Source organism: Microbacterium sp. CGR2, assembly GCF_003626735.1.
Classification (GTDB): Bacteria; Actinomycetota; Actinomycetes; order Actinomycetales; family Microbacteriaceae; genus Microbacterium.
The window spans coordinates 2,924,550-2,947,792 of sequence record NZ_RBHX01000001.1 but is presented as its reverse complement, the minus strand read 5'-3'; the positions used below and the strand labels follow the sequence as shown (position 1 = coordinate 2,947,792).

At 67.2% G+C, this 23,243-nt stretch carries 22 protein-coding genes; 20 read left to right on the top strand and 2 right to left on the bottom strand.

All coding sequences use genetic code 11. The features are described from left to right. The first annotated feature begins 1 nt into the window (after position 1). From mltG to aroQ, 7 genes are all read left to right on the top strand, one after another. Positions 2–1,486: an endolytic transglycosylase MltG gene (mltG, locus tag D7252_RS14865; RefSeq protein WP_120776089.1), complete on the top strand. Its 1,485-nt coding sequence runs from the start codon at positions 2–4 to the stop codon at positions 1,484–1,486. A gap of 4 nt (positions 1,487–1,490) precedes the next feature. Further along, a complete protein-coding gene (locus tag D7252_RS14860) occupies positions 1,491–2,312 on the top strand; it encodes a shikimate dehydrogenase (protein ID WP_308162503.1) in 822 nt (273 codons plus the stop codon). 140 nt (positions 2,313–2,452) lie between these two features. Further along, a complete protein-coding gene (aroC, locus tag D7252_RS14855; protein WP_120776088.1) occupies positions 2,453–3,682 on the top strand; it encodes a chorismate synthase in 1,230 nt (409 codons plus the stop codon). Next, positions 3,666–4,184, top strand: coding sequence for a shikimate kinase (locus tag D7252_RS14850; RefSeq protein WP_120776087.1), 519 nt, complete (start codon positions 3,666–3,668; stop codon positions 4,182–4,184). The genes aroC and D7252_RS14850 overlap by 17 nt, the downstream gene beginning before the upstream one ends. Next, a complete protein-coding gene (gene aroB, locus D7252_RS14845; protein WP_120776086.1) occupies positions 4,181–5,269 on the top strand; it encodes a 3-dehydroquinate synthase in 1,089 nt (362 codons plus the stop codon). Before D7252_RS14850 ends, aroB begins: the two co-directional genes overlap by 4 nt. Then, the gene (locus D7252_RS14840; protein WP_120776085.1) at positions 5,266–5,817 is read left to right on the top strand and encodes a GNAT family N-acetyltransferase; all 552 of its coding nucleotides are present in this window, start codon (positions 5,266–5,268) and stop codon (positions 5,815–5,817) included. The genes aroB and D7252_RS14840 overlap by 4 nt, the downstream gene beginning before the upstream one ends. Continuing rightward, on the top strand, positions 5,814–6,254 hold the full coding sequence (aroQ, locus tag D7252_RS14835) for a type II 3-dehydroquinate dehydratase (RefSeq protein WP_120776084.1): 441 nt from the start codon (positions 5,814–5,816) through the stop codon (positions 6,252–6,254). Before D7252_RS14840 ends, aroQ begins: the two co-directional genes overlap by 4 nt. Before the next feature lie 146 nt (positions 6,255–6,400). Here aroQ and D7252_RS14830 read toward each other — a convergent pair whose 3' ends face one another. Together D7252_RS14830 and D7252_RS14825 are read right to left on the bottom strand one after the other, a co-directional pair. Beyond that, positions 6,401–7,087: an HNH endonuclease signature motif containing protein gene (locus D7252_RS14830; protein ID WP_120776083.1), complete on the bottom strand. Its 687-nt coding sequence runs from the start codon at positions 7,085–7,087 to the stop codon at positions 6,401–6,403. Then, positions 7,069–7,617 (bottom strand): hypothetical protein, encoded by a 549-nt coding sequence (locus D7252_RS14825; protein ID WP_120776082.1) that lies wholly within the window; start codon positions 7,615–7,617, stop codon positions 7,069–7,071. The genes D7252_RS14830 and D7252_RS14825 overlap by 19 nt, the downstream gene beginning before the upstream one ends. Positions 7,618–7,708: 91 nt before the next feature. Between D7252_RS14825 and efp the strand changes: the two genes are divergently transcribed. The 13 genes from efp to rpoZ all read left to right on the top strand — a co-directional run bounded on the left by efp (position 7,709) and on the right by rpoZ (position 23,239). Beyond that, positions 7,709–8,269 (top strand): elongation factor P, encoded by a 561-nt coding sequence (gene efp, locus D7252_RS14820; protein ID WP_120776081.1) that lies wholly within the window; start codon positions 7,709–7,711, stop codon positions 8,267–8,269. A 3-nt stretch (positions 8,270–8,272) separates the two neighbouring features. Then, positions 8,273–8,683, top strand: a complete 411-nt coding sequence (nusB, locus tag D7252_RS14815) for a transcription antitermination factor NusB (RefSeq protein ID WP_120776080.1) — start codon at positions 8,273–8,275, stop codon at positions 8,681–8,683. 47 nt (positions 8,684–8,730) lie between these two features. Next, a complete protein-coding gene (locus tag D7252_RS14810; protein ID WP_120776079.1) occupies positions 8,731–11,691 on the top strand; it encodes a DEAD/DEAH box helicase in 2,961 nt (986 codons plus the stop codon). A gap of 81 nt (positions 11,692–11,772) precedes the next feature. Then, positions 11,773–13,350 (top strand): Rieske 2Fe-2S domain-containing protein, encoded by a 1,578-nt coding sequence (locus tag D7252_RS14805; RefSeq protein ID WP_120776078.1) that lies wholly within the window; start codon positions 11,773–11,775, stop codon positions 13,348–13,350. Between the two features lie 95 nt (positions 13,351–13,445). Next, on the top strand, positions 13,446–13,976 hold the full coding sequence (gene pyrR, locus D7252_RS14800) for a bifunctional pyr operon transcriptional regulator/uracil phosphoribosyltransferase PyrR (protein ID WP_120776077.1): 531 nt from the start codon (positions 13,446–13,448) through the stop codon (positions 13,974–13,976). Continuing rightward, a complete protein-coding gene (locus D7252_RS14795; RefSeq protein WP_120776076.1) occupies positions 13,973–14,938 on the top strand; it encodes an aspartate carbamoyltransferase catalytic subunit in 966 nt (321 codons plus the stop codon). The genes pyrR and D7252_RS14795 overlap by 4 nt, the downstream gene beginning before the upstream one ends. Continuing rightward, positions 14,935–16,239 carry a dihydroorotase gene (locus D7252_RS14790; RefSeq protein ID WP_120776075.1) on the top strand — a complete coding sequence of 435 codons (1,305 nt, stop codon included), beginning with the start codon at positions 14,935–14,937 and terminating at the stop codon, positions 16,237–16,239. The genes D7252_RS14795 and D7252_RS14790 overlap by 4 nt, the downstream gene beginning before the upstream one ends. Further along, positions 16,236–16,745: a hypothetical protein gene (locus tag D7252_RS14785; RefSeq protein ID WP_120776074.1), complete on the top strand. Its 510-nt coding sequence runs from the start codon at positions 16,236–16,238 to the stop codon at positions 16,743–16,745. The genes D7252_RS14790 and D7252_RS14785 overlap by 4 nt, the downstream gene beginning before the upstream one ends. Beyond that, positions 16,742–17,884, top strand: coding sequence for a glutamine-hydrolyzing carbamoyl-phosphate synthase small subunit (gene carA / locus D7252_RS14780; RefSeq protein WP_120776073.1), 1,143 nt, complete (start codon positions 16,742–16,744; stop codon positions 17,882–17,884). Before D7252_RS14785 ends, carA begins: the two co-directional genes overlap by 4 nt. Further along, positions 17,884–21,171: a carbamoyl-phosphate synthase large subunit gene (gene carB, locus D7252_RS14775; RefSeq protein WP_120776072.1), complete on the top strand. Its 3,288-nt coding sequence runs from the start codon at positions 17,884–17,886 to the stop codon at positions 21,169–21,171. The genes carA and carB overlap by 1 nt, the downstream gene beginning before the upstream one ends. After that, on the top strand, positions 21,168–22,013 hold the full coding sequence (gene pyrF, locus D7252_RS14770) for an orotidine-5'-phosphate decarboxylase (RefSeq protein ID WP_120776071.1): 846 nt from the start codon (positions 21,168–21,170) through the stop codon (positions 22,011–22,013). Before carB ends, pyrF begins: the two co-directional genes overlap by 4 nt. Next, positions 22,006–22,917 (top strand): guanylate kinase, encoded by a 912-nt coding sequence (gmk, locus tag D7252_RS14765; RefSeq protein ID WP_120776070.1) that lies wholly within the window; start codon positions 22,006–22,008, stop codon positions 22,915–22,917. Before pyrF ends, gmk begins: the two co-directional genes overlap by 8 nt. Positions 22,918–22,981: 64 nt before the next feature. Continuing rightward, positions 22,982–23,239: a DNA-directed RNA polymerase subunit omega gene (rpoZ, locus tag D7252_RS14760; RefSeq protein WP_116634940.1), complete on the top strand. Its 258-nt coding sequence runs from the start codon at positions 22,982–22,984 to the stop codon at positions 23,237–23,239. The last annotated feature ends 4 nt before the right edge of the window (positions 23,240–23,243 follow it).

The window sequence follows — 23,243 nt, the reverse complement described above, 5'->3', positions numbered from 1 at the left end:
CATGCCCGAACGCGAGAGTGCTTCCCCTCAGCACGATCCAGACACCCGACTGGGTGACCTGTTCGAGAATCTTCCCGACCCGACGACGCAGATCCCGACGGTGGACAACAGCGGCCCCACCCCGGGTTCGCGCCGTGCCGCGCGCGCAGCAGCATCGCGTCCGGCAGGATCCGACGGGTCCGCGCCTCCGGAAGGCCCACGAGACGACCTCGGCGACGCCGCCGCAGTGAAGAGCACCGCCCAGACCGGCGCGACGGGGGATGGCGCTGATGCCGGGTTCCGCTCCGACGGCGCGCCGTCGGAGCAGCTCGCTGCTTCCGCATCCGAACCCACCGCTCCCGATCCCGCGCCTCCGCTCGGTGGTGGCCTCGACGATCTGTTCGCCGCGCAGGACGATCACGTCGATCCTCGCAAGCCGAAGAAGAGGCGCCGCGGATGCCTGATCGCGCTCGTCATCGTCCTCGCGATCCTCGGTGGCATCGCCGCCGGAGGGCTGTGGGTCTGGAACACGTACGGGGACCGGATCAGCGAGGCGATGGGCTGGGGCGAGCCCGATGACTGGGAGCCAGGACAGGCGACCGGTGAGGTGCTGGTGACCATCGAGGAAGGCGACACCGGGCAGCCCGTGTCGGCTGCTCTGTTCGAGGCGGGAGTGACCAAGACGGAGGGCGTCTTCTACGACTACCTCCTCGAGGAGAACCTCAGCCCCACGTTCTATCCCGGCGTCTACAAGCTCCAGGAGAAGATGACGGCCGAGGCGGCGCTGGACGCTCTCAAGAACGAGGCGAACAAGCTCGAGAACGCGGTGGGCATCGGGGAGGGCGCCACCATCGTGTCCTCGCTGCCCGGGATGGCCGAGACACTCGGCATCCCGCTCGCCGACTTCGAAGCGGCCGTCAAAGACCCGTCGGCCTATGGGGTCGATGCTCAGAGCCTCGAGGGATGGCTGTTCCCGGCTGTGTACACGTTCGGTCCCGACGTCACCGCCACGCAGGTCGTTCAGGCGATGGTCGACCGGACCCGCGAGTCGCTTGCCGCAGCGGGGGTGCCTGACGCCGACGCGCAGCGCGTGCTGACGATCGCGTCGATCATCCAGCGCGAGGGGCGGACCGACGACTTCGCGAAGGTCGCGCGCGTCATCGAGAACCGTCTCGCGATCGACATGATGCTGCAGATGGACTCGACGGCGCAGTACGGCTACGGCACTCTGCACGAGGGGGTCGTGTCCAGTTCGGCCGAGGCGCTCGAAGATCCGAACCCCTGGAACACGTACGTGCACACCGGTCTTCCGGTGACGCCGATCGCGAGCTCGAGTGATGCGGCGATCAACGCGGCCATGAACCCGGCGGACGGTCCCTGGCTGTACTTCGTCACGATCAACTTGGACACCGGCGAGACCCAGTTCTCCGAGACCTACGAAGAGCACCAGCAAGGAATCGAGAAGTGGCGTGACTGGTGCCGGGCGAACCCTGAGGGCGGCTGCTGAGATCGTGCCCGTATCGCGCTTCGCGGTCTGGGGGGACCCGATCGTCCACTCGAAGTCACCGGACCTGCATGCCGCGGCCTACCGCGTCCTCGGTCTCGACTGGGAGTATGACCGACGCCAGGTGACGGCGGATGCTTTCACCACGGCGTTGGGCGAGCTCGATGAGACATGGCGCGGCCTCTCCCTGACGATGCCGTTGAAAGAGCAGGCCTATCGGGCTGCCGCGACCCGTGATCGTCATGCTGAACTGACCGGTGCCGTCAACACTCTCTTACTGGGAGACGAGATGGCCGGCTTCAACACGGACGTCGGGGGCATCGTCGACGCGTTGACGGAGGCCGGGATCTCCGAGGTGCGAGACGTGCGCATCCTCGGTGCCGGTGCGACGGCGGCCTCCGCGCTCGTGGCGGTTTCCGAGCTCGGCGCGACCCGCGCGGACGTGCGGGCACGTCGACCGGATCAGGCCGTGGGGCTGAGGGAACTGGGGGAGCGGATCGGGGTCGCGGTCGCTGGGGGACCACTGGATGCTGCTGCCGACCCGGTCGATCTCACGATCGCGACCTTGCCCAGTGGCACCGCACTTCCCGCCGACATCGTCGCTCCGCTGGCGGCATCCGGAGGAGCACTGTTCGACGCCGCCTATGCGCCCTGGCCGTCGGCTCTCGCAGCGGCGTGGAGCGGTGCACCGGTCGTCTCCGGACTCGGGATGCTGCTGCACCAGGCTGTGCGTCAGATCCGCATCTTTCGCCACGGCGATCCCGCCCTCGAGCTTCCTGCCGAAGCCGCCGTCATCGCGGCGATGCGCGACGCGCTCCTCGCCCGCTGACCCGTGCGGGGTCAGTAGCGCGGCCCCACGATTGGGTGGAAGGTCGCAAACGCGCCCCCGGCGCCGCTGGGCAAGCACTTTGACCTGGCACTCCCGACATGCGGCGCAGCGGCTGTGTCAACCCATGGGAGACTGGAGCAATGCTCCGCGTGCTCACGGCCGGCGAATCGCACGGCCCAGAACTCATCGCCGTCATGGAGGGTCTGCCCTCCGGCGTTCCGGTGTCGTCCGAGGCCATTCAGGCCGATCTCGCCCGACGAAAGCTCGGGTATGGCCGCGGATCGCGGATGAAGTTCGAGCAGGATGAGCTCACGCTCTCCGGGGGCGTGCGCCACGGCAAGACGCTGGGCAGCCCCATCGCGCTCCGTATCGGCAACACGGAGTGGCCGAAGTGGATCGAGGTCATGAACCCCGAGCCCGTGGAACTCACCGACAAGTCCCGCGGCCGTAGCGCACCGCTGACGCGTCCACGACCGGGTCACGCCGACCTGGTCGGCATGCAGAAGTACGACTTCGACGAGGCTCGGCCGATTCTCGAGCGCGCCAGCGCCCGGGAGACGGCGGCGCGCGTCGCACTCGGGGCGATCGCCCGCTCGTTCCTCAGCGAACTGGGGATCCGCCTCGTCAGCCACACGCTCTCGATCGGTCCTGTGCAGGTGCCCGCCGGCTCGGCTCTGCCGACGCCGGATGACGTGGACGCGCTGGATGCGGATCCGCTGCGTTGCTTCGATCCCACGACATCCGCGCTGATGGTGGCCGAAGTCGACGACGCCAAGAAGGACGGCGACACCCTCGGCGGCATCGTCGAGGTGCTCGCCTACGGACTCCCGCCGGGACTCGGCTCGCATGTGCACTGGGACCGCCGGCTCGACGCTCGCCTCGCCCAGGCGCTCATGAGCATCCAGGCGATCAAGGGGGTCGAGGTCGGCGACGGCTTCGAGACCACTCGTCGGCGTGGCTCTGCCGCCCACGATGAACTCTTCGCCACGGCGGAGGGGATCTCTCGCCGGTCGGACCGCGCCGGAGGCACCGAGGGCGGTATGTCCACGGGCACCGTGCTCCGCGTCCGGGCCGGGATGAAGCCCATCGCCACCGTGCCGCACGCGCTTCGCACGATCGACGTCGCGACGGGTGAGGACGCCACTGCCCATCACCAGCGTTCCGACGTCTGCGCGGTGCCGGCCGCCGGCGTCGTCGCGGAGGCGATGGTCGCGGTGGAACTCGCTCGGGCGGTGCTCGAGAAGTTCGGGGGCGACAGCATCCGTGAGACACGACGCAATCTCGAGGGGTACCTCGCGGGAATCCCCGCCGAACTGCGCACGACCCCTGCGTCCGAAGCGGCGCTCATCGCGCATGACGAGCGAGACTGAGGCTCTCACGCTGGTGCTGGTCGGCCCGATGGCGGCCGGCAAGACCAGCGTCGGGCGACGGGTCGCGCGTCGACTGGGTGTGGCTTTCGTCGACACCGACAAGAGGATCGCTGCCGAGCATGGGCCCATTCCGCAGATCTTCGCCGAGCAGGGTGAGGCGCGCTTTCGCGAATTGGAGCGCGCCGCTGTGGCGACCGCGCTGACGGAGGGTGGTGTGGTCTCGCTCGGTGGCGGTGCGGTGACAGATCCCGGCACACGCGACCTTCTGAAGCGGCATCCGGTGGTCTTCCTGACGGTGAGCGAAGAATCGGTGGCCGATCGCATCCGGGGAGGCAGTCGGCCCCTGCTGGCGGGAGAGGACCCGTTGGAGCGGTGGAAGCGCATCTTCGACGAGCGCAGAGACTTGTACGACGAGGTGGCCTCGGTGACGTTCGACACGTCCCGACGCCCGATGCAGAGAATTGCCGACGAGATCGTGGCATGGAGGAGAGAACAGCGATGAGCACGACGACCATCAGCGTCACCGGGAACGACGCCTACGACATCACGATCGGACGCGGTGTCTTGGACCGCGTGTCTGCTGCGCTCGCACCCGGAGTGCGCAAGGTTCTGGTCGTGCACCCGCCGACTCTGGCCGTGCGCGCGGCGGAGCTGCGGGAACGCCTGCTGGCGGATGCGCAGGACGGGCCGCGCGAGGTGCTGTTGGCCGAGATCCCGGATGCCGAGCAGGGCAAGCGGGTCGAGGTCGCCGCGTTCTGCTGGCAGGTGATGGGGCAGGCGGACTTCACGCGGAGCGATGCGGTGGTCGGATACGGCGGGGGAGCGGTGACGGATCTCGCCGGTTTCGTGGCGGCGACCTGGCTGCGCGGCGTGCAGCTGGTTCAGGTGCCGACGACTGTGCTCGGTCTCGTCGATGCCGCAGTCGGCGGTAAGACGGGCATCAACACCGGTGAGGGGAAGAACCTCGTCGGGGCGTTCTGGGCTCCGACAGCGGTGATCGGTGACCTCGACGAACTCGCCAGCCTCAGCCCGAACGAGGCGACTGCGGGTTTCGCGGAGGTCGTGAAGGCCGGGTTCATCTGGGCACCGGAGATTCTCCACATCATCGAGGCGGATCCCGTGCGCGCCGTCGACACGACCACCGACGAGTTCCGTCGTGCCATCGAGCTCGCCATCGATATGAAGGCCCAGGTCGTGTCGGACGACTTCCGCGAAGCCGGCCTGCGCGAGATCCTCAACTACGGTCACACCCTCGGCCACGCGATCGAACACGCCGAGCGCTATCGGTGGCGCCACGGAGCGGCGATCTCGGTTGGCATGCTCTACGCCGGAGAGCTCTCTCGGCTCGCCGGACGGCTTTCGGATGCTGCGGCGGAAAGGCACCGCACGATCCTGGAGTCCCTGGGGCTGCCGACGTCGTACCGCGCCGGCGCGTGGCCGCAGCTGCTCGCCACGATGCAGCGCGACAAGAAGAGCCGGGGTGGCATGCTCCGGTTCATCCTGCTCGACGACATCGCCAAGCCCACCGTGTTGCAGGCACCCGATGAGTCGCTGCTCTTCGCCGCATACCAGGAGGTCGGCGCGTGAGCGTGTCCGTCCGGCGCGTCCGCGCGGACGAGTGGCAGCGTGTGCGGGATCTGCGGCTCGACGCAGTCCGTGATCCTCTCGCCTCGATCGCCTTTCTGACCTCGTACGAGGCCGAGGCGGAGCGACCGGACGAGTTCTGGCAGGACCGGGCGGCCAACAGCGCCGATGGCGACACGGTCGCGCAGTTCGTCGCGGAGTCGAATGGCGACTGGGTCGGCACGGTCACCGTGATCCGGCGGAACGCCGGTGACACCGATCATCACGGTCGCGTCGTGACCGCGCCACGCGGGGATGTCGTCGGTGTCTTCGTCCGACCAGAGCATCGCGCTGCGGGCATCATCGACACGCTGCTCTCTGCGGCGGCTGAATGGGCACGCGCCCTCGGTGACGGGGCGCTCGCGCTCGATGTGCACGTCGACAACGACCGAGCACAGGCGGCGTACCGCCGGGCAGGGTTCGTCGACACCGGTGCGCGGTTCACGGCCTCGATCGGTCCGGAAACGGAGATGACGCGGTCACTGGTGGACGCGGCTGGTGTTTCCTCGTGACGACGTACTCGCGGCTTCTTCTCGTCAACGGTCCCAACCTGAACCTTCTGGGTACTCGTGAGCCCGGAATCTACGGCACTGCCACGCTCGCCGATGTCGAACGGCTGACTGCGGAGACGGCGTCCGCTGAGGGCTTCGAGGTTCGCGCGATCCAGAGCAACCACGAGGGCGTGTTGATCGATGCGATCCATGCCGCGCGGGAAGACTGCGCCGGAATCGTGATCAACCCCGGCGGATTGACACACACGTCCGTCGTGCTCCGGGATGCGTTGACCGGGGTTTCGCTTCCGTTCGCCGAGGTGCACATCTCCGATGTCTACGCCCGTGAGGAGTTCCGTCACCACTCGTATCTGCACGATGTTGCGGCGGTGCGGGTGATCGGTCGTGGCATCGAGGGCTACGCGGACGCGGTGCGAGAACTGATCGCACAGCTCTGAGGAGTCGCAGCGAACGTGGTCGCGCGGCGACGCGGTGGCGAGGCGAACATGGTCGCGCGGCGAACGCGCGGGCGAGGCGAACATGGTCCCGCGGCGAACGCGGCGGCAAAGCGAACATGGTGGCGAAGCGAACACGGTGGCGCGGTTCAGAACGGCAGGGGAGCGTCGCTCGTGAAGCCGGTCGGTGTGGTGACCTCGACGGTTCGATCTCGTCGCGTGCGATAAACGGCACGGGTGCGGTGCCGGTGCCGGTGATCACGCGGACACAGAGGGCGAAGGTCGCTGACATTCGTGCGACCTCCCCGTGACCAGGGCCGATCGTGGTCGAGGTCGGCATCGACCGCCAGCCGCGAGCATCCGTCGCGGGAGCACGTGCCGTGTTGCACGATCAGCCAGTCGCGCTGAGCGCGCGTCGGTCGATAGGTTCGCCGGTCCATGTCGACGACCACCCCTCTGACCGGGTCGGTGATCACACGGTGGAACGACCGGCCATCGAGGAAGAGCTGCTTCGCGGTGATCGGGTCAATCGTGTCGCCACCGACGACCGTGGCCTGCTCGACCGGAACCGGCTGGCCGGCCAGGAGCTGCGCAGGCACGGTCACGAAGAGCTTCGTCTTCACTGCGGTCGCTGTGCCCTCCCCCTTCAGCCAGGAGACGAACAAGTCGGCGCGGATCTGACTCCGTGTGCGCCCCTCGCGGCGGTCTTTCTGCAGGTGCTTCGCTGTGGCGGTGAGACGCCCCATCACGGCGGCCGCCTCGTGCGATGGCACCAGCGCACTGATCCACGACATCCCGTCACCCGCGGGGGCACAGGTCACCTTGCGGTCTGCCATCGCCCGGTGTGGCGACGCGCGGCAAGATCGCCGCTGATGGCGTCGATCCGCCGCTTGACTCGGCGTCGGAAAGCCTCGGTCGCGCACGTCAGGACCCACTCGGACGCGGCCTGGTCGATCTTCGCGATGACGGCGGCAACGGCATCATGCAACTCCTGTGGTGCATCCGTCGCAGGCAGGATGGCGTGGAGATGCGTCACGACCTGGCGAACGGCGGTCATCGTCGCGAACCCATCTCGAGCCTGTGTCCACAGCATGGGCAGACGGCGCATCGCCCAGCGTGCCGTCCCGTGCAGCTCGCGCACCTGATCTTCCGAGATGCGCAGCCGCAGGGCGATATCGAGCATCGCCGAGCGCTCTGCCATGTCGGAGTCGGCGTCGTGCGTGTAGATCTCAGGATGCCGCCGCGCCATCTCGAGTGCGGCGACGATGCGCTCGGCTCGCAGCGACGCCAGACGATTCGCCTCGTTGTCGGTGCAGGGTTCTAAGAACGCGAGAGGCGGACGCCGGAACCGTCCCAACGCGGACACGCGCCGCGCATCCCGTAGAATCGACTGTCGGCCCTGCCTGTTCGCGGGGGAGAGGCCGCCCCCGCAGACACACGAACGGAATCCCCAGCGCATGGCATCTACCGCAGACATCAAGAACGGCGTCGTTCTCAGCATCGACGGACAACTTTGGAACGTCATCGAGTTCCAGCACGTGAAGCCCGGCAAGGGTGGCGCGTTCGTGCGGACCAAGCTGAAGAACGTCGTCTCGGGCAAGGTCGTCGACCGCACCTACAACGCCGGGGCGAAGATCGACATCGAGAACGTCGACCGTCGCGATTTCACCTACCTCTACGCCGACGGCGACAGCTTCGTGTTCATGGACACGTCGGACTACGACCAGATCACCGTCGGTGCCGCGACCGTCGGAGATGCGAAGAACTTCCTGCTGGAGAACCAGCAGGTGACGATCGCGCTCAACAACGGCAACCCGTTGTACATCGATCTTCCGGCATCCGTCATTCTCGAGGTGACCTACACGGAGCCGGGTCTGCAGGGCGATCGCTCGTCGGCCGGCACCAAGCCCGCAACGGTCGAAACCGGCTATGAGATGCAGGTTCCCCTGTTCGTCGAGACCGGAACGAAGATCAAGGTCGACACCCGCACCGGTGACTACCTCGGTCGCGAGAAGTAAGGCGTGAGCGCACGTACGAAGGCGCGCAAGCGCGCTCTCGACATCCTCTTCTCCGCCGATGTGCGCGGTGACGATGTCTCGGTCGCCCTCGCCGCAGAAGCCAAGCGCGCCGCGAGCGAGCCCGCGCGGGAGGCCTCCTGGCTGTATGCGCGGGAGATCGTCGACGGCATCATCGATCAGCGCGACGAGATCGACGAGCACATCACCACGCACAGCCGTGACTGGAAACTCGACCGGATGCCGGCGGTGGATCGTGCACTGCTCCGCATCGGTGTCTGGGAGATCCTCTACAACGACGAGATCCCTACGGCCGTCGCGATCGACGAAGCGGTCGAACTCGCCAAGGAGTTCTCCACCGACGATTCCGGCGCCTTCGTGCACGGCGTCCTCGCACGGGTGTCCCGAGCTGCCTGACGGAGCCGGAGAAGCGCTCTGTCGGCTGCGCCGGAGAAGATGACCTCATGTCCTCTCCGCTCGCATCACCCGACTCCGGCCACGGGCCAGGAGAGCAGTGGCGCGCGCTCCTCGGTGCAACCGCCGAAGAGGTCAAGACGCCTCTGGCACTCGGCATCGAAGTGAGGCTGCGCGACGGCCGCGGCGCGAATCCGTGGGCGTCACGGCCCCAGCGCGCCGCGACCGCGCGCGACGTCGCGAAGCAGACCGGTGAGATCCTGCTGGGGATCCGTCCGCTCGAGCGAAGCGATGCCACCGGATCGTGGGTTCAGGGCAGCGCCTCCTGGGATGCTGTGCGCCGCTCGCCCACGCAATACGGCCGTGCGGGCTCCCGCTGGTTCGCCGACCTGTTGAGCATCGCGCGCGACACGCTCCTCTCCGGCACCGCCGGAGAGTGGCTGATCGCCGAATTCATCGAGTCGGGACTGTTCTGGCGTCACCTCAGAACGGGGGCCGAAGTCGGGATCCCCCTCGTCGCCACTCAGAAGAGCACGAGCGTGTCGCTCGCGAACGGCGGAGAAATCGTCGCCGCGATCGAGCGACGCGTCGACGGAGGCCTCGTCGTGCGCCCCGCTGTGACCATCGACGGTCGGCCGGTCGACGCCGCGGACATCCGTGCAATCGGCCGCAGCGGTGTGTACGAGGTCGCGCAACGCGGCTCCAATCTGCAGGTGACGCTCGCCGAGGTCCCGCTCAGTGATTCCGTGCGTGCACTGCTGGACGCGTCGGGGCCTGTCATCGTGCCGTCCGCGGAGGAGGCCGCGTTCCTTCGCGAGGGTTACCCGGTGCTCGCCCGCCGCGCCGCCGTGCACGCGGTCGGAGACCTGCAGCTTCCCGTGCTGCCGGCGCCTCAGCCCGTCCTCCTCCTGTCGTTCCTCCGCGGCGACACGGTGAAGTACGCCTTCGAGTGGGAGTATCCCGGATTCGGGCGCGTACCGTTCGCGCACACCTCGGATGCGATCCGCGATCCCGCCGCGGAGAACACCCGTCGCAACGCTCTTCACGCCGTCTGGGAGCAGCGGCTCGGCATCGGGTTCGCTCCGGAGGGAGCATTTCACGACGTGGAGGCGGCCGAGTTCGTCAGTCGCGCCATCCCGATGCTCGAGGCGGAAGGCGTCGCCGTCGCGGTGTCGGGGAGACGCAAGGCCTACCGCGAACTCACCGGAGAACCCGAGGTCACCGTCTCCACCGTCGAGAGCAGTGACCCCGACTGGTTCGACCTCGGGGTTCTCGTGCGGATCGACGGTCGCAGCATCCCCTTCGAGCCGTTGTTCACCGCGCTGAGCCGCGGCCGCAAGAAGCTGCTGCTCGCTGACGGCGGGTATTTCTCGCTCAACCATCCCGCGCTGGATCGGCTCCGCGAGCTCATCGACGAAGCCGGCGAACTCGATGAGTGGGAAACCGGGCCGCGGATCAGCCGCTATCAGACCGACCTCTGGGAGGAGTTCGAAGACCTGGCCGACGAGGCGCAGCCTGCCGTGAGCTGGCGCGCCGTCGCCGACGGCCTGCGCACGGCCTCGGGTGTCCCCGCCGTCGAGGTTCCCCGAGGCCTGACCGCCGAGCTCCGCCCCTATCAGAAGGCCGGTCTGGACTGGCTCGCCTTCCTGTGGCGCCATCGTCTCGGCGGGATACTCGCCGACGACATGGGACTCGGGAAGACGCTGCAACTCCTTGCGCTGATCATGCACGCCCGGGATGCCGGCGAGCAACGGCCGTTCCTGGTCGTCGTGCCCACGTCGGTGCTGGCGACATGGCGAGCGGAGGCTGCGCGGTTCGCGCCGACGCTGAAGGTCGCGGTTCGGGAATCCACTCGGGGGCAATCGCTGGAGCGGGCGCTGCGAAGCGCTGACCTGGTGGTCACGACGTATGCGATCGCGCGACTCGACGAGACCGAATTCGCCGCCGTCGAGTGGGCAGGGCTGATCCTCGATGAGGCCCAGTTCGTGAAGAATCCCGCCACCAAACTCCACCGGGCTGTCGCCGGTTTCCGCGCGGACGTGACCTACGCGGTCACCGGAACACCGATGGAGAACAGCCTCAGCGAACTGTGGGCGCTCCTCAAGCTCGCAGCTCCCGGGCTCTTCCCGTCGGCGCGGAAGTTCCGCGAGCACTACATCCAGCCGATCGAGCAGGGAAAGGTCCCGGAGAATGCGGAGGGCGGCCCCTATCGCCAGCGTCGGCTCCAGCAGCTGCGCCGTCGCATCCGCCCGCTCCTCCTGCGCCGAACGAAAGAACTCGTCGCTCCGGAACTCCCCTCCAAGCAGGAGCAGCTGCTGGAGGTCGAGTTGAGCGGCTCGCATCGAGCGCTCTATGAGACGGTGCTGCAGCGTGAACGCCAGAAAGTGCTCGGCTTGCTCGAAGATCTCGACCGCAATCGCTTCATCGTGTTCCGCTCGCTCACCCTGCTGCGCATGCTCAGTCTTGCTCCGGGTCTGATCGATCCGGCCGACGCGAAGATCGGCTCCCGCAAGCTGGACGTGCTCCTGGACCGCGTCGCGGAGTTGCAGGCCGAGGGGCACCGGGCGCTCGTGTTCAGCCAGTTCACGTCTTTTCTCGACATGGCTGCCGCGCGGCTCGACGCAGCGGGCGTCCCGTACGCCCATCTCGACGGTTCCACCCGACACCGTCAGACCGTCGTCGAAGGGTTTCAGAGGGGGGAGCAGCCGGTCTTCCTGATCAGCCTGAAGGCAGGTGGATTCGGTCTGACCCTCACGGAGGCCGACTACGTGTTCCTGCTCGACCCGTGGTGGAATCCCGCCGCGGAGGCGCAGGCCGTCGACCGGACGCACCGGATCGGCCAGACCAGCCAGGTGTTCGTCTATCGGATGATCTCCAGCGGCACGATCGAGGAGAAGGTGCTCGAGCTGCAGCGCCGTAAAGCGCGCCTGTTCACCGCCGTCATGGACGACGAAGCGCTGTTCGCCCAGTCGCTCACGGCCGATGACATCCGCGGGCTGTTCGACGACTGAACTGCTGATCTCCGGCGGAGTCGGATCGGGTGCACAGGCAGCCGCCGGTAGAATCGAACGGTTCACCTCAGGAGGGATGTCATGCGGATCACGGGACTCGGCCATGCCGGGATGTTCATCGAGACCAGCGGCGGAAACATCATCTGCGACCCGGTCCTCGGCCCCTCCTTCTTCGGCTCGTGGTTCCCGTTCCCTGACAACCGCGCGCTGGATTGGGAACGCTTCGGCCGCGAAGCCGACTTCCTGTACATCTCGCATCGCCATCGGGATCATTTCGATCCGCAGCTGCTCCAGCGGTACATCCGCAAGGACATCGAGGTGCTGCTTCCGGAGTACCCCATCGATGATCTCGAGAAGGACATCCGCGCGCTCGGCTACACCAACATCACCTACGCGCCCGCCGGCGAGATCATTCAGCGCGGCGACCTCAAGATGATGATCACGCCCCTGCGTGCGCCGAGCGACGGACCGATCGGAGACTCGTCGCTGAGTGTCGACGACGGCACGGGTTCGGTTCTCAACCAGAACGACTCGCACCCGCTCGACCTCGAGAAGCTGCTTCACTTCGGTAAGCCGGATGCGTACTTCACCCAGGTGTCCGGTGCGATCTGGTGGCCCATGGTCTACGACCTCCCGCTCGACGCCAAGCAGAACTTCGCCCGGCTGAAGCGTGAGGCACAGAACAAGCGCGCGATGTATTACATCGAGAAGGTCGACGCTGCGCACGTGTTCCCGATGGCTGGTCCACCCATGTTCCTGCGCGACGAGCTGTTCCGGTACAACGGCATGGGCAAGGACGGCGAGTCGATCTTCACCGACCAGAAGCAGTTCCTTGCACACATGAAGGAACTCGCGCCTCAGTACGACGGTCACCTCTTCGTGCCCGGCACCGTGGTCACCGTCGAGGGCGGCTCCGTCCGCACCGAGCAGACGCTTTACACGGATGCCGAGATCGCGCACATCTTCGACGAGAAGTGGGACTACCTCGAGTCCCAGCGGGCGACGCGCCAGCAGGAGATCCGTGATGAGGAAGCCTCGCGGGCACCCATCATGGCGCCTGCCGAGATGCTCGCCGCTCTCAAGGAGTGGTGGGAGCCGCTGCTGAAGAAGTCGCGGACGATCCGGTTGGGTGTCGGCGGCTGCGTGCGGTTCCGCATCGGAGAGCTCGACATGGTGGTCGACTTCCCGAGGGCGAAGGTCCGGGAGTATGCCGGCGAGGAGTGCATCTACTGGTACACGATCCCCGCAGATCTCGTCTCGACGAACATTCGCGACCATGAGATCGACTGGTCGAACTCGATCTTCTTGTCGATGCAGTTCCAGGTGGGGCGCAGCGGGAAGTTCAACGAGTTCCTCACGACGTTCCTCAAGTGCCTCTCCGTCGACCGCATCGAGTACGTCGAGAACTGGTACCAGGAGCAGACCGACCAGACAGAAGATGCCGAGATCGGCGACTGGGTCGTCCAGCGCCGCTGCCCGCACCTGCGAGCCGACCTCACGAAGACCGGGAAGGTCGACGAAGACGGCGTGCTCACCTGCAGCATGCACGATTGGAAGTGGGACCTGAAGACGGGTCGCTGCCTGTCGACGAGCGGTCACCCGATCCGATCCTCCAAGGTCGACGACGTCACCGAAGAAGCGCTCCGCCCAGCGGTCTGACATCGCACGGAGTGCCCGCTGCCCGAGTGCTCCGATAGACTGGCTCGACAAGCAACCTTTAACACCGTCCTGTGAGGCGGAGAAGGGAGCGGCTGATGAGCGCACGCACTGTGCTGCACCAGGCCGACATATCGCGGGCGTTGACCCGCATCGCGCACGAGATCCTCGAATCGAACCGCGGTGCCGATGACCTCGTCCTGCTGGGCATCCCGACCCGCGGAGTCACGCTGGCACACCGGCTCGCGCAGCTCGTCGGCGACATCGCGCAGACATCGGTCGCCGTCGGAGCATTGGATGTCACTCTGTTCCGCGACGACCTCTCCAAGCACCCGACGCGATCTCCTCGGCCGACGGAGATCCCCGCCGGCGGCGTCGACGGCAAGACGGTCGTGCTCGTCGATGACGTGCTGTTCTCGGGGCGCAGCATCCGCGCGGCGCTCGATGCCATCCAGTCGATCGGTCGCCCGGCCGTCGTGCGCCTGGCCATCCTCGTCGACCGCGGTCACCGCGAACTTCCGATCCGGCCCGACTTCATCGGGAAGAACATCCCTTCCGCTCGCACCGAGCGGGTCAACGTGCGCCTGCAGGAGACCGACGGCGCCGAGGAGGTGACGATCGGCGAATGAGACACCTCCTCGACACCCGAACCCTCGACCGTGGCACCGCTCTGCGGATCCTCGACATCGCGGAGGACATGGCCGACACGCAGTCCCGCGAGGTCAAGAAACTTCCGACACTGCGCGGCAAGACCGTCGTCAACCTCTTCTTCGAGGATTCGACCCGGACGCGCATCTCGTTCGAGGCGGCCGCCAAACGGCTGTCCGCCGACGTCATCAACTTCGCTGCCAAGGGCTCCAGCGTCTCCAAAGGCGAGAGCCTGAAAGACACCGCGCAGACGCTCGAGGCCATCGGCGCGGATGCCGTGGTGGTGCGGCATCCTGGTTCTGGCGCACCGCAGACGCTGGCGACGAGCGGCTGGATCTCGGCCGGCGTCGTGAACGCCGGCGACGGCACCCACGAGCACCCGACACAGGCACTGCTGGACGCTTTCACGATTCGCAAGCGCCGCTTCGGTCGAGACAGTCGCGGTCGGGATCTCACTGGACTCCGCATCGTGATCGTCGGGGATGTCCTGCACTCGCGGGTGGCGCGATCGAATCTCTGGTTGCTGACCACCTTGGGAGCCGAGGTCACCCTCGTCGCTCCTCCTACGCTGGTGCCGCAGAACGTTTCCCTGTGGCCCGTCCGCGTCGTCTTCGACCTCGACGAGGCCTTGGCGGAGGGGCCCGATGCCGTCATGATGCTGCGCATCCAGCTCGAGCGCATGAATGCCGCGTATTTCCCGACTGAGCGGGAGTATTCGCGGCGCTGGGGGTTGGACGCGCTGCGTGTGGCCGGCCTGCCGGACGGTAGCATTGTGATGCACCCCGGACCCATGAACCGGGGACTGGAGATCTCCTCGGAGGCCGCCGATTCCGCCCGCTCCACGGTGCTGGAGCAGGTGACGAACGGGGTCTCCGTGCGTATGGCGGTGCTGTACCTGCTGCTGGCAGGAGAACGAGACGACGAACGAGGGGGAGACCTGTGAGCGAGACCCTCGTCATCACCGGGGCACAGCTGGTCGGCGCGAAGAGCGCCGACATCATCATCGAAGACGGTGTCATCACCGAGATCGGTTCAGGACTGAGTCGTGCGGGTGCGCGCGTCATCGACGCCGACGGACTGGTGGCACTTCCCGGCCTCGTCGATCTGCACACCCATCTCCGCGAACCAGGGTATGAGGCATCCGAGACGATCCTGACCGGCACCAAGGCCGCAGCAGCGGGAGGATTCACGGCCGTCTTCGCGATGCCGAACACCTCACCGGTGGCCGACACCGCCGGGGTGGTCGAGCAGGAGCTCGCGCTCGGTGAGGCCGCCGGTTACGCCACGGTGCAGCCCATCGGCGCGGTGACCGTCGGGCAGAAGGGCGAGCGTCTCGCCGAGCTCGGAGCGATGGCCACGTCTCGGGCGCAGGTCCGCGTCTTCAGCGACGACGGCTTCTGCGTGTTCGATCCGCTCATCATGCGCCGTGCGCTCGAGTATGTGAAGTCGTTCGACGGTGTGATCGCGCAGCATGCGCAGGATCCGCGTCTCACCGAGGGTGCTCAGATGAACGAGGGCATCGTGTCCGCCGACCTGGGTCTCGCCGGTTGGCCCGCCGTCGCCGAAGAGTCGATCATCGCCCGCGACGTGCTGCTGGCCGAGCACGTCGGTTCGCGTCTGCATGTCTGCCACCTCTCCACCGCGGGGTCGGTCGACATCATCCGGTGGGCCAAGAAACGCGGCATCGCCGTCACCGCCGAGGTCACCCCTCACCACCTGCTGCTCACCGACGAACTGGTGCGCGGATACGACGCCCGGTACAAGGTCAATCCGCCGTTGCGCCGAGAAGAAGACGTCCTCGCGGTGCGAGAAGGCCTCGCCGACGGCACGATCGACATCGTGGCGACCGACCATGCTCCGCACCCCAGTGAACACAAGGCGTGCGAATGGCAGGCGGCCGCCAACGGCATGGTGGGCCTGGAGAGCGCTCTGCGGGTCGTGCACCAGTCGATGGTGCAGACCGGTCTCCTCGATTGGTCGGATGTGGCCAGAGTCATGAGCGCGACGCCCGCCCGCATCGGGCAGCTCGCCGGTCACGGCACACCGCTCGAGGTGGGTCACCCCGGGCACCTCGCGCTCTACGACGCCTCTGCCGAAGGCGTGTTCACCGAAGCCGATCTTCACGGCCGGAGTGTGAATTCGCCGTACCTGGGGCGCGAGCTTCCGGGCCGGGTGGAGTACACCGTGCACGGCGGAACGCTCACGGTCGACGGCGCAGTCGTGGTCACGGAGTTGAACGCATGACCCGCGAACTCGCCATCGGCATCATGATCGCCCTGGCGCTGCTCGTGCTGGCCGCGATGCTCTTCGCCTGGCGCCGACGAGTGCGGCGGGACTCCGGCCTGACGGCGCCGCTCGGGGTTCCGGAGCACGCAGAGGTCGTGCGACGCGACGAGGTGCTCTACGTTTCCACCACCCGGCACGACCAGCCGCTGGAGCGTCTCGCCGTCTCACCGCTGGCATATCGTGCCCGCGGCGAACTCGCCGTGACCGACCGCGGCGTCGCGCTCTGCCTCGACGGCGTCCCGACCGTCTTCCTCGCATCTGATCGCCTCGTGCAGGTGGACAGGGCGACGGTGACGATCGACCGCGTCGTCGAGCCCGGCGGACTGGTGCGCATCGCGTGGAACGCGGACGACGACACCATCGTCGACTCGTATGTGCGTCTCGCGACCGGCGATCCGACGAATCTCATCTCAGACCTGCAACGGCTCGTACCCGTTGCCCCCGACACAGGAGCCACGCGATGACCTCCCTGCCTGAAACCGCTGTCCTCGTCCTCGAAGACGGCACCCGTCACACCGGACGCGCCTATGGCGCACGCGGCCGTACGCTCGGCGAAGTGGTCTTCGCCACCGGCATGTCCGGCTATCAGGAGACTCTCACCGACCCGTCGTACGCAGGTCAGATCGTCTTGCAGACGGCGCCGCACATCGGCAATACCGGCATGAACGACGAAGACACCGAGTCGCGTCGTATCTGGGTGGCGGGCTACATCGTCCGCGACCCCTCTCGCGTCGTCTCGAACTGGCGCGCGAACGCCTCGCTCGACGACGTCCTCGTGCACGACGGGATCGTCGGGATCAGCGGCATCGACACGCGGTCGATCACCCGCCACATCCGGTCGGCGGGCTCGATGCGCGGCGGCATCTTCTCCGGTGCCGACGCCGCTCTCGACCCGGAGGAGCAGGTGCGGATCGTGCGTGCCGCGCCCGAGATGGCCGGTCGCAACCTCTCCGCCGAGGTCTCGGTGGAAAGCGCCACCGTCACGCCGGCGACGGGGGAGCGCATCGGCAACCTGGCTGTCCTCGACCTGGGCGTGAAGCAGGCCACGATCGACAACCTCGCCGCGCGGGGATTCGAAGTGCACGTCCTCCCGCAGCACGTGACGATCGATGAGATCCGCGCCGTCGACCCGGTGGCGGTCTTCTACTCGAACGGCCCCGGTGACCCGGCAGCATCCGGCGATCATGTCGAACTGCTGCGCGCGGTGCTGGACGACGGCCTGCCGTTCTTCGGCATCTGCTTCGGCAATCAGCTCCTCGGGCGGGCCCTCGGCCTCGGCACCTACAAGCTTCCGTTCGGTCATCGCGGCATCAACCAGCCGGTGCTCGACAAGTCCACAGGGCGGGTGGAGATCACCGCGCACAACCACGGCTTCGCGGTCGAGGCGCCGCTGGAAGGCTCCTTCGACAGCCCGCACGGCTACGGCAAGGTCGAGGTCAGCCACGTCGGGCTGAACGACAACGTGGTCGAGGGTCTGCGAGCCCTCGACATCCCGGCCTTCTCGGTGCAGTACCACCCGGAGGCAGCCGCCGGCCCGCACGACGCCAACTATCTCTTCGACCGATTCGCGGCGATGGTCCGCGAGAACAAGGACGCCAAGTAATGCCCAAGCGCGACGACATCAACTCCGTCCTCGTCATCGGCTCCGGCCCGATCGTCATCGGCCAGGCCTGCGAGTTCGACTATTCCGGTACCCAGGCGTGCCGTGTGCTGCGTGAAGAGGGCGTGCGGGTCATCCTGGTCAACTCCAACCCGGCGACCATCATGACCGATCCCGACTTCGCCGATGCGACCTACATCGAGCCGATCACGTGGCAGGTCATCGAGACCATCATCGCGAAGGAGCGGCCGGATGCGATCCTGCCGACCCTCGGCGGGCAGACCGCTCTGAACGCCGCGATCGAGCTGCACAACCACGGGATCCTGGAGAAGTACGACGTCGAACTGATCGGCGCCAGCTTCGAAGCGATCAACAAGGGCGAAGATCGACAGATCTTCAAGCAGCTCGTGCTCGACGCGGGTGCGGATGTGGCCGATTCACGTATCGCGCACACGATGGACGAGGTGCTGGCTGCGGCCGACGAGCTCGGCTACCCGATGGTGGTCCGTCCCAGCTTCACGATGGGCGGTCTCGGTTCGGGGTTCGCGTACAACGAGCAGGATCTCCGCCGCATCGCCGGCGCGGGCCTGCACGACTCGCCGACCAACGAGGTGCTCCTGGAGGAGTCGATCCTCGGATGGAAGGAGTACGAGCTCGAGCTCATGCGGGACACCGCCGACAACACGGTCGTGGTCTGCTCCATCGAGAACGTGGATCCCGTCGGCGTCCACACGGGGGACTCGATCACCGTCGCACCCGCGCTGACTCTCACCGACCGCGAATACCAGAAGCTCCGCGACATCGGCATCGACATCATCCGTGCCGTGGGTGTCGACACCGGAGGCTGCAACATCCAGTTCGCAGTGAACCCCGACACCGGACGCATCATCGTCATCGAGATGAACCCGCGTGTCTCCCGATCGAGCGCCCTCGCTTCGAAGGCGACCGGATTCCCGATCGCGAAGCTCGCCGCGAAGCTCGCCCTCGGTTACCGCCTCGACGAGATCCCGAACGACATCACCGGTGTCACACCGGCCAGCTTCGAGCCGACGCTCGACTACGTCGTGGTCAAGGTGCCGCGGTTCGCTTTCGAGAAGTTCCCGGCCGCCGATGCGACGCTCACCACGACCATGAAGTCGGTGGGCGAGGCGATGGCGATCGGCCGCAACTACGCGACGGCTCTCCAGAAAGCCCTGCGATCGCTGGAGAAGCGCGGCTCAAGCTTCCACTGGGCCGCAGAACCGCGGTCGATGGAAGAACTGCTGGAAATCGCGAAGGTGCCCACCGACGGTCGGATCGTCACCCTGCAGCAGGCGCTCCGCAAGGGTGCCACCGTCGAGCAGGCGTTCGAGGCAACGGCGATCGACCCGTGGTTCCTCGACCAGATCGTGCTCATCAACGAGGTCGCCGAGATCGTGCGGTCGGCCCCGGAACTGGATGCCGCCACTCTCCGCTACGCGAAGGAGCACGGATTCTCCGACGCGCAGCTCGCCGAGCTCCGCGGCACGGCTGAGGAAGAGGTGCGCGAGGCACGTCACGGTCTCGGCATCCGCCCGGTCTTCAAGACGGTCGACACCTGCGCGGGCGAGTTCCCCGCGCTGACCCCGTACCACTACTCGAGCTACGACTTCGAAACCGAGGTCGCACCGTCCGAGCGGACCAAAGTCGTCATCATCGGCTCGGGCCCGAACCGCATCGGCCAGGGTGTCGAGTTCGACTACTCGTGCGTGCACGCGTCTTTCGCTCTGTCGGATGCCGGTTTCGAAACGGTGATGGTCAACTGCAACCCGGAAACGGTCTCCACCGACTACGACACGTCCGACCGCCTCTACTTCGAGCCCCTGACGCTCGAAGACGTCCTCGAGGTTCTCGATGCCGAAGCGGCCAGCGGCACCATCCTCGGGGTCGTCTGCCAGCTCGGCGGCCAGACTCCGCTCGGACTCGCGAAGGGCATCGAAGCCGCGGGATACACCATCCTCGGCACCAGCCCCGCCGCGATCGACCTGGCCGAGGAGCGTGAGCTCTTCTCACGGCTGCTCGACGATGCCGGCCTCGTCGCTCCCCGCAATGGAACGGCGATCGACGCGGATGGCGCCGTGCGCATCGCGGAGGAGATCGGCTACCCCGTGCTGGTGCGGCCGAGCTTCGTCCTCGGCGGCCGCGGCATGGAGATCGTCTACGACACCGCGTCGCTGCGCGACTACTTCGTCCGCACCGCCGGCGAGGTCATCATCGAGGAGGGCAAACCCCTTCTCGTCGACCGCTTCCTCGACGACGCGATCGAGCTCGATGTCGACGCCCTCTACGACGGCACCGACCTGTACATCGGTGGCGTGATGGAGCACCTGGAAGAGGCGGGCATCCACTCCGGCGACTCCAGCTGCACGCTTCCCCCGGTATCGCTCGGTCGCACCGACGTCGACAGGGTGCGCGAGGCGACTCTGGCCATCGCGAAGGGCGTGGGCGTGCGCGGCCTGCTCAACGTGCAGTTCGCCATCAGCGCGGGCGTGCTCTATGTGATCGAGGCGAACCCGCGTGCCAGCCGCACGGTGCCGTTCGTGTCCAAGGCCCTCGGCATCCCGATGGCGAAGGCCGCGAGCCGGGTGATGACGGGATCCACCATCGCGGAGCTCCGTGCCGAAGGAATGCTGCCGGAGCAGGACGGCTCACGCGTTCCGCTGGACGCGCCGGTGTCGGTGAAGGAAGCGGTGCTGCCGTTCAAGCGGTTCCGCACCGCAGACGGCAAGACCGTCGACTCCGTGCTCGGCCCTGAGATGCGCTCCACCGGCGAGGTCATGGGCATCGACCGCGACTTCCCGACCGCGTTCGCGAAGAGCCAGGCCGCGGCATACGGGGGCCTGCCCACGTCGGGAACCGTGTTCATCTCGGTCGCCGACTCCGACAAGCGGGCGGTCATCCTGCCGGCCCACCGCCTGCAGCAGCTCGGGTTCACGATCGTCGCGACGGAGGGCACCGCTGAGATCCTGTCGCGGAACGGGATCGCCGTGGCCGTCGTCCAGAAGTACAGCGAGACGCAGGAATCGGGCGCGAAGAACATCGTGGACCTCATCAACGAGGGCTACATCGACATCGTCGTGAACACGCCTTCCGGCGGTGCGGCACGCGCCGACGGCTACGAGATCCGGGCGGCGGCGGTGGCCGCCGACAAGGCTCTCTTCACCACGATGGCAGTCCTGGGGGCAGCCGTGAGCGGAATGGATGCCGCCGACGAAGGCTTCGAGGTGAAGAGTCTTCAGGAGTACGCGCTGGACCGGAAGGCGGCGCTGTGAGCCCAGGCTTCGGCGAACGCATCCGCCAGGCACTCCATGCTCGAGGCCCCCTGTGCGTGGGCATCGACCCGCACGCGAAACTCCTGGCCGAGTGGGGACTGCCGGACGATGCGACCGGTGTCCGCGAGTTCGGTCTGCGAACCGTGGAAGCGGCAGCAGACCGCGTGGCCGTCGTGAAACCGCAGGTGTCGTTCTTCGAACGGTTCGGTTCGAGGGGCATCGCTGCACTCGAGGATGTGCTGTCGGCAGCGCGTTCGGCGGAGTTGATCGTCATCGCCGATGCCAAGCGCGGCGATATCGGTTCCACCATGAACGATTACGCGGCCGCCTGGTTGACGCCCGGTTCTGCGCTGGAGGCGGACGCCCTCACGGTGAGTCCGTTCCTGGGAGTCGGCGCTCTGGACGGAGCTTTCGAGCTCGCCACCCGTCACGGGAAGGGGCTGTTCGTCCTCGCTGCGACGAGCAACCCCGAGGCCGCCCGGCTGCAGCAAGCGAGGGGGATGAGCGGAGCCACCGTCTCGGCCGAGGTCATCGCGGATGTCTCCGCGCACAATGCGGACGCCGGGGCCGCGGGGCACTGGGGTGATTTCGGGTTCGTGATCGGCGCGACCGTCGACTGGGCATCCGCCGGGATCGAGCCGTTCCGACCCATCGCTCCGATCCTCGCCCCGGGCTTCGGCGCGCAGGGAGCCACTCCGGCCCGACTGCGCGACCGTTTCGGGATCATGGCGGAAGCGGTGATAGCGAGCGAGAGCCGCAGCATCCTGTCGACCGGACCGGACGGGATCGCTGAGGCGATCACATCCCGCGCCGCCGAATATCGGAAGGTCGTCAATGTCTGAGCAGCGTCGGACGGTTCCTGAGGTCGACCGCGCGGCAGCGGCACGCCGAGCCGTGGAACGGAGACGAGCCAGAGCGTCACTGAAGCGTGATCTCACCATGCGCGTCGTCACCCCGCAGACCGTCCTGCATCGAGCGACGGCGGACGCCGAATCCGTCGAGGGCTCGATGCGGATCACGGACTTCCTGCTGGCTCTTCCCGCCATCGGCGCGGGCAAGCGCGACCGCGTGCTGGAGGAACTGCACATCTCACCCGTCAAGCGTCTCGGGGGCCTCGGCGCCCGGCAGCGCCGTGTCCTCGAAACGTGGCTGGACGGACGTTTTCCCGTGCTGGAGCCGAGGGGCGCGCGAAGCCGATTGCTGGTGCTCGCGGGGCCGACGGCCGTGGGCAAGGGCACCGTGGCCGCGCACATCCGCGAGCACAACCCGGAGATCCACCTGTCGGTCTCGGCGACGACGCGGCCGCCGCGCCCCGGTGAGATCGATGGCGTGCACTACTTCTTCGTGGACGATGCCGAGTTCGATCGGCTCATCGCCGAGGACGCACTGCTCGAGTATGCAGTGGTGCACAACCGCTCCCGATACGGCACCCCACGGGCGCCGATCGATGCGGCCCTCGCCGAAGGCAAGACGGTGCTGCTCGAGATCGACCTGCAGGGCGCACGCCAGGTTCGCAAGGCCGAACCCGCGGCGACGCTCATCTTCCTGCTCCCGCCGAGCTGGGATGAGCTGGTGCATCGCCTGGTCGGACGAGGCACTGAGGAGGCGGAGGAGCGGGCCAGGCGCCTGCGCACGGCGAAGGTCGAACTGGCGGCTCAGAACGAGTTCGACCACCTCATCGTGAACGAGGACGTCGCCGCCGCGGCTGCCGAGGTCGTAGAATTGTCTTCAAGCTCTGCGCGCTGAACGTCTCCCGCGCCTATTGCACCGTCTTCGCGACGATCCCGTCGCCTGATCTGGAGGTCTCACCATGGCCGGACACCACACCAAGGGCATCATCGATCCCCCCATCGACAACCTGCTCGACCGTGTCGACTCGAAGTACGAACTCGTCATCTACGCGGCGAAGCGCGCGCGCCAGATCAACGACTACTACTCCGACCTTCACGAGGGCAACCTCTTCGACAACGTCGGCCCGCTCGTCGACTCCTCCGTCGAAGACAAGCCGCTGACCATCGCACTCCACGAGATCAACGAGGACAAGCTCCGTCTCCGTCACGCCGAGTGATGAC

Coding starts and splice junctions, on each gene's coding strand:
- mltG (WP_120776089.1), top strand. CDS start 2: ATGCCCGAACGCGAGAGTGCTTCCCCTCAGCACGATCCAGACACCCGA.
- aroC (WP_120776088.1), top strand. CDS start 2,453: ATGCTCCGCGTGCTCACGGCCGGCGAATCGCACGGCCCAGAACTCATC.
- D7252_RS14850 (WP_120776087.1), top strand. CDS start 3,666: ATGACGAGCGAGACTGAGGCTCTCACGCTGGTGCTGGTCGGCCCGATG.
- aroB (WP_120776086.1), top strand. CDS start 4,181: ATGAGCACGACGACCATCAGCGTCACCGGGAACGACGCCTACGACATC.
- D7252_RS14830 (WP_120776083.1), bottom strand. CDS start 7,087: ATGGCAGACCGCAAGGTGACCTGTGCCCCCGCGGGTGACGGGATGTCG.
- efp (WP_120776081.1), top strand. CDS start 7,709: ATGGCATCTACCGCAGACATCAAGAACGGCGTCGTTCTCAGCATCGAC.
- D7252_RS14810 (WP_120776079.1), top strand. CDS start 8,731: ATGTCCTCTCCGCTCGCATCACCCGACTCCGGCCACGGGCCAGGAGAG.
- D7252_RS14805 (WP_120776078.1), top strand. CDS start 11,773: ATGCGGATCACGGGACTCGGCCATGCCGGGATGTTCATCGAGACCAGC.
- pyrR (WP_120776077.1), top strand. CDS start 13,446: ATGAGCGCACGCACTGTGCTGCACCAGGCCGACATATCGCGGGCGTTG.
- D7252_RS14795 (WP_120776076.1), top strand. CDS start 13,973: ATGAGACACCTCCTCGACACCCGAACCCTCGACCGTGGCACCGCTCTG.
- D7252_RS14785 (WP_120776074.1), top strand. CDS start 16,236: ATGACCCGCGAACTCGCCATCGGCATCATGATCGCCCTGGCGCTGCTC.
- carA (WP_120776073.1), top strand. CDS start 16,742: ATGACCTCCCTGCCTGAAACCGCTGTCCTCGTCCTCGAAGACGGCACC.
- carB (WP_120776072.1), top strand. CDS start 17,884: ATGCCCAAGCGCGACGACATCAACTCCGTCCTCGTCATCGGCTCCGGC.
- gmk (WP_120776070.1), top strand. CDS start 22,006: ATGTCTGAGCAGCGTCGGACGGTTCCTGAGGTCGACCGCGCGGCAGCG.
- rpoZ (WP_116634940.1), top strand. CDS start 22,982: ATGGCCGGACACCACACCAAGGGCATCATCGATCCCCCCATCGACAAC.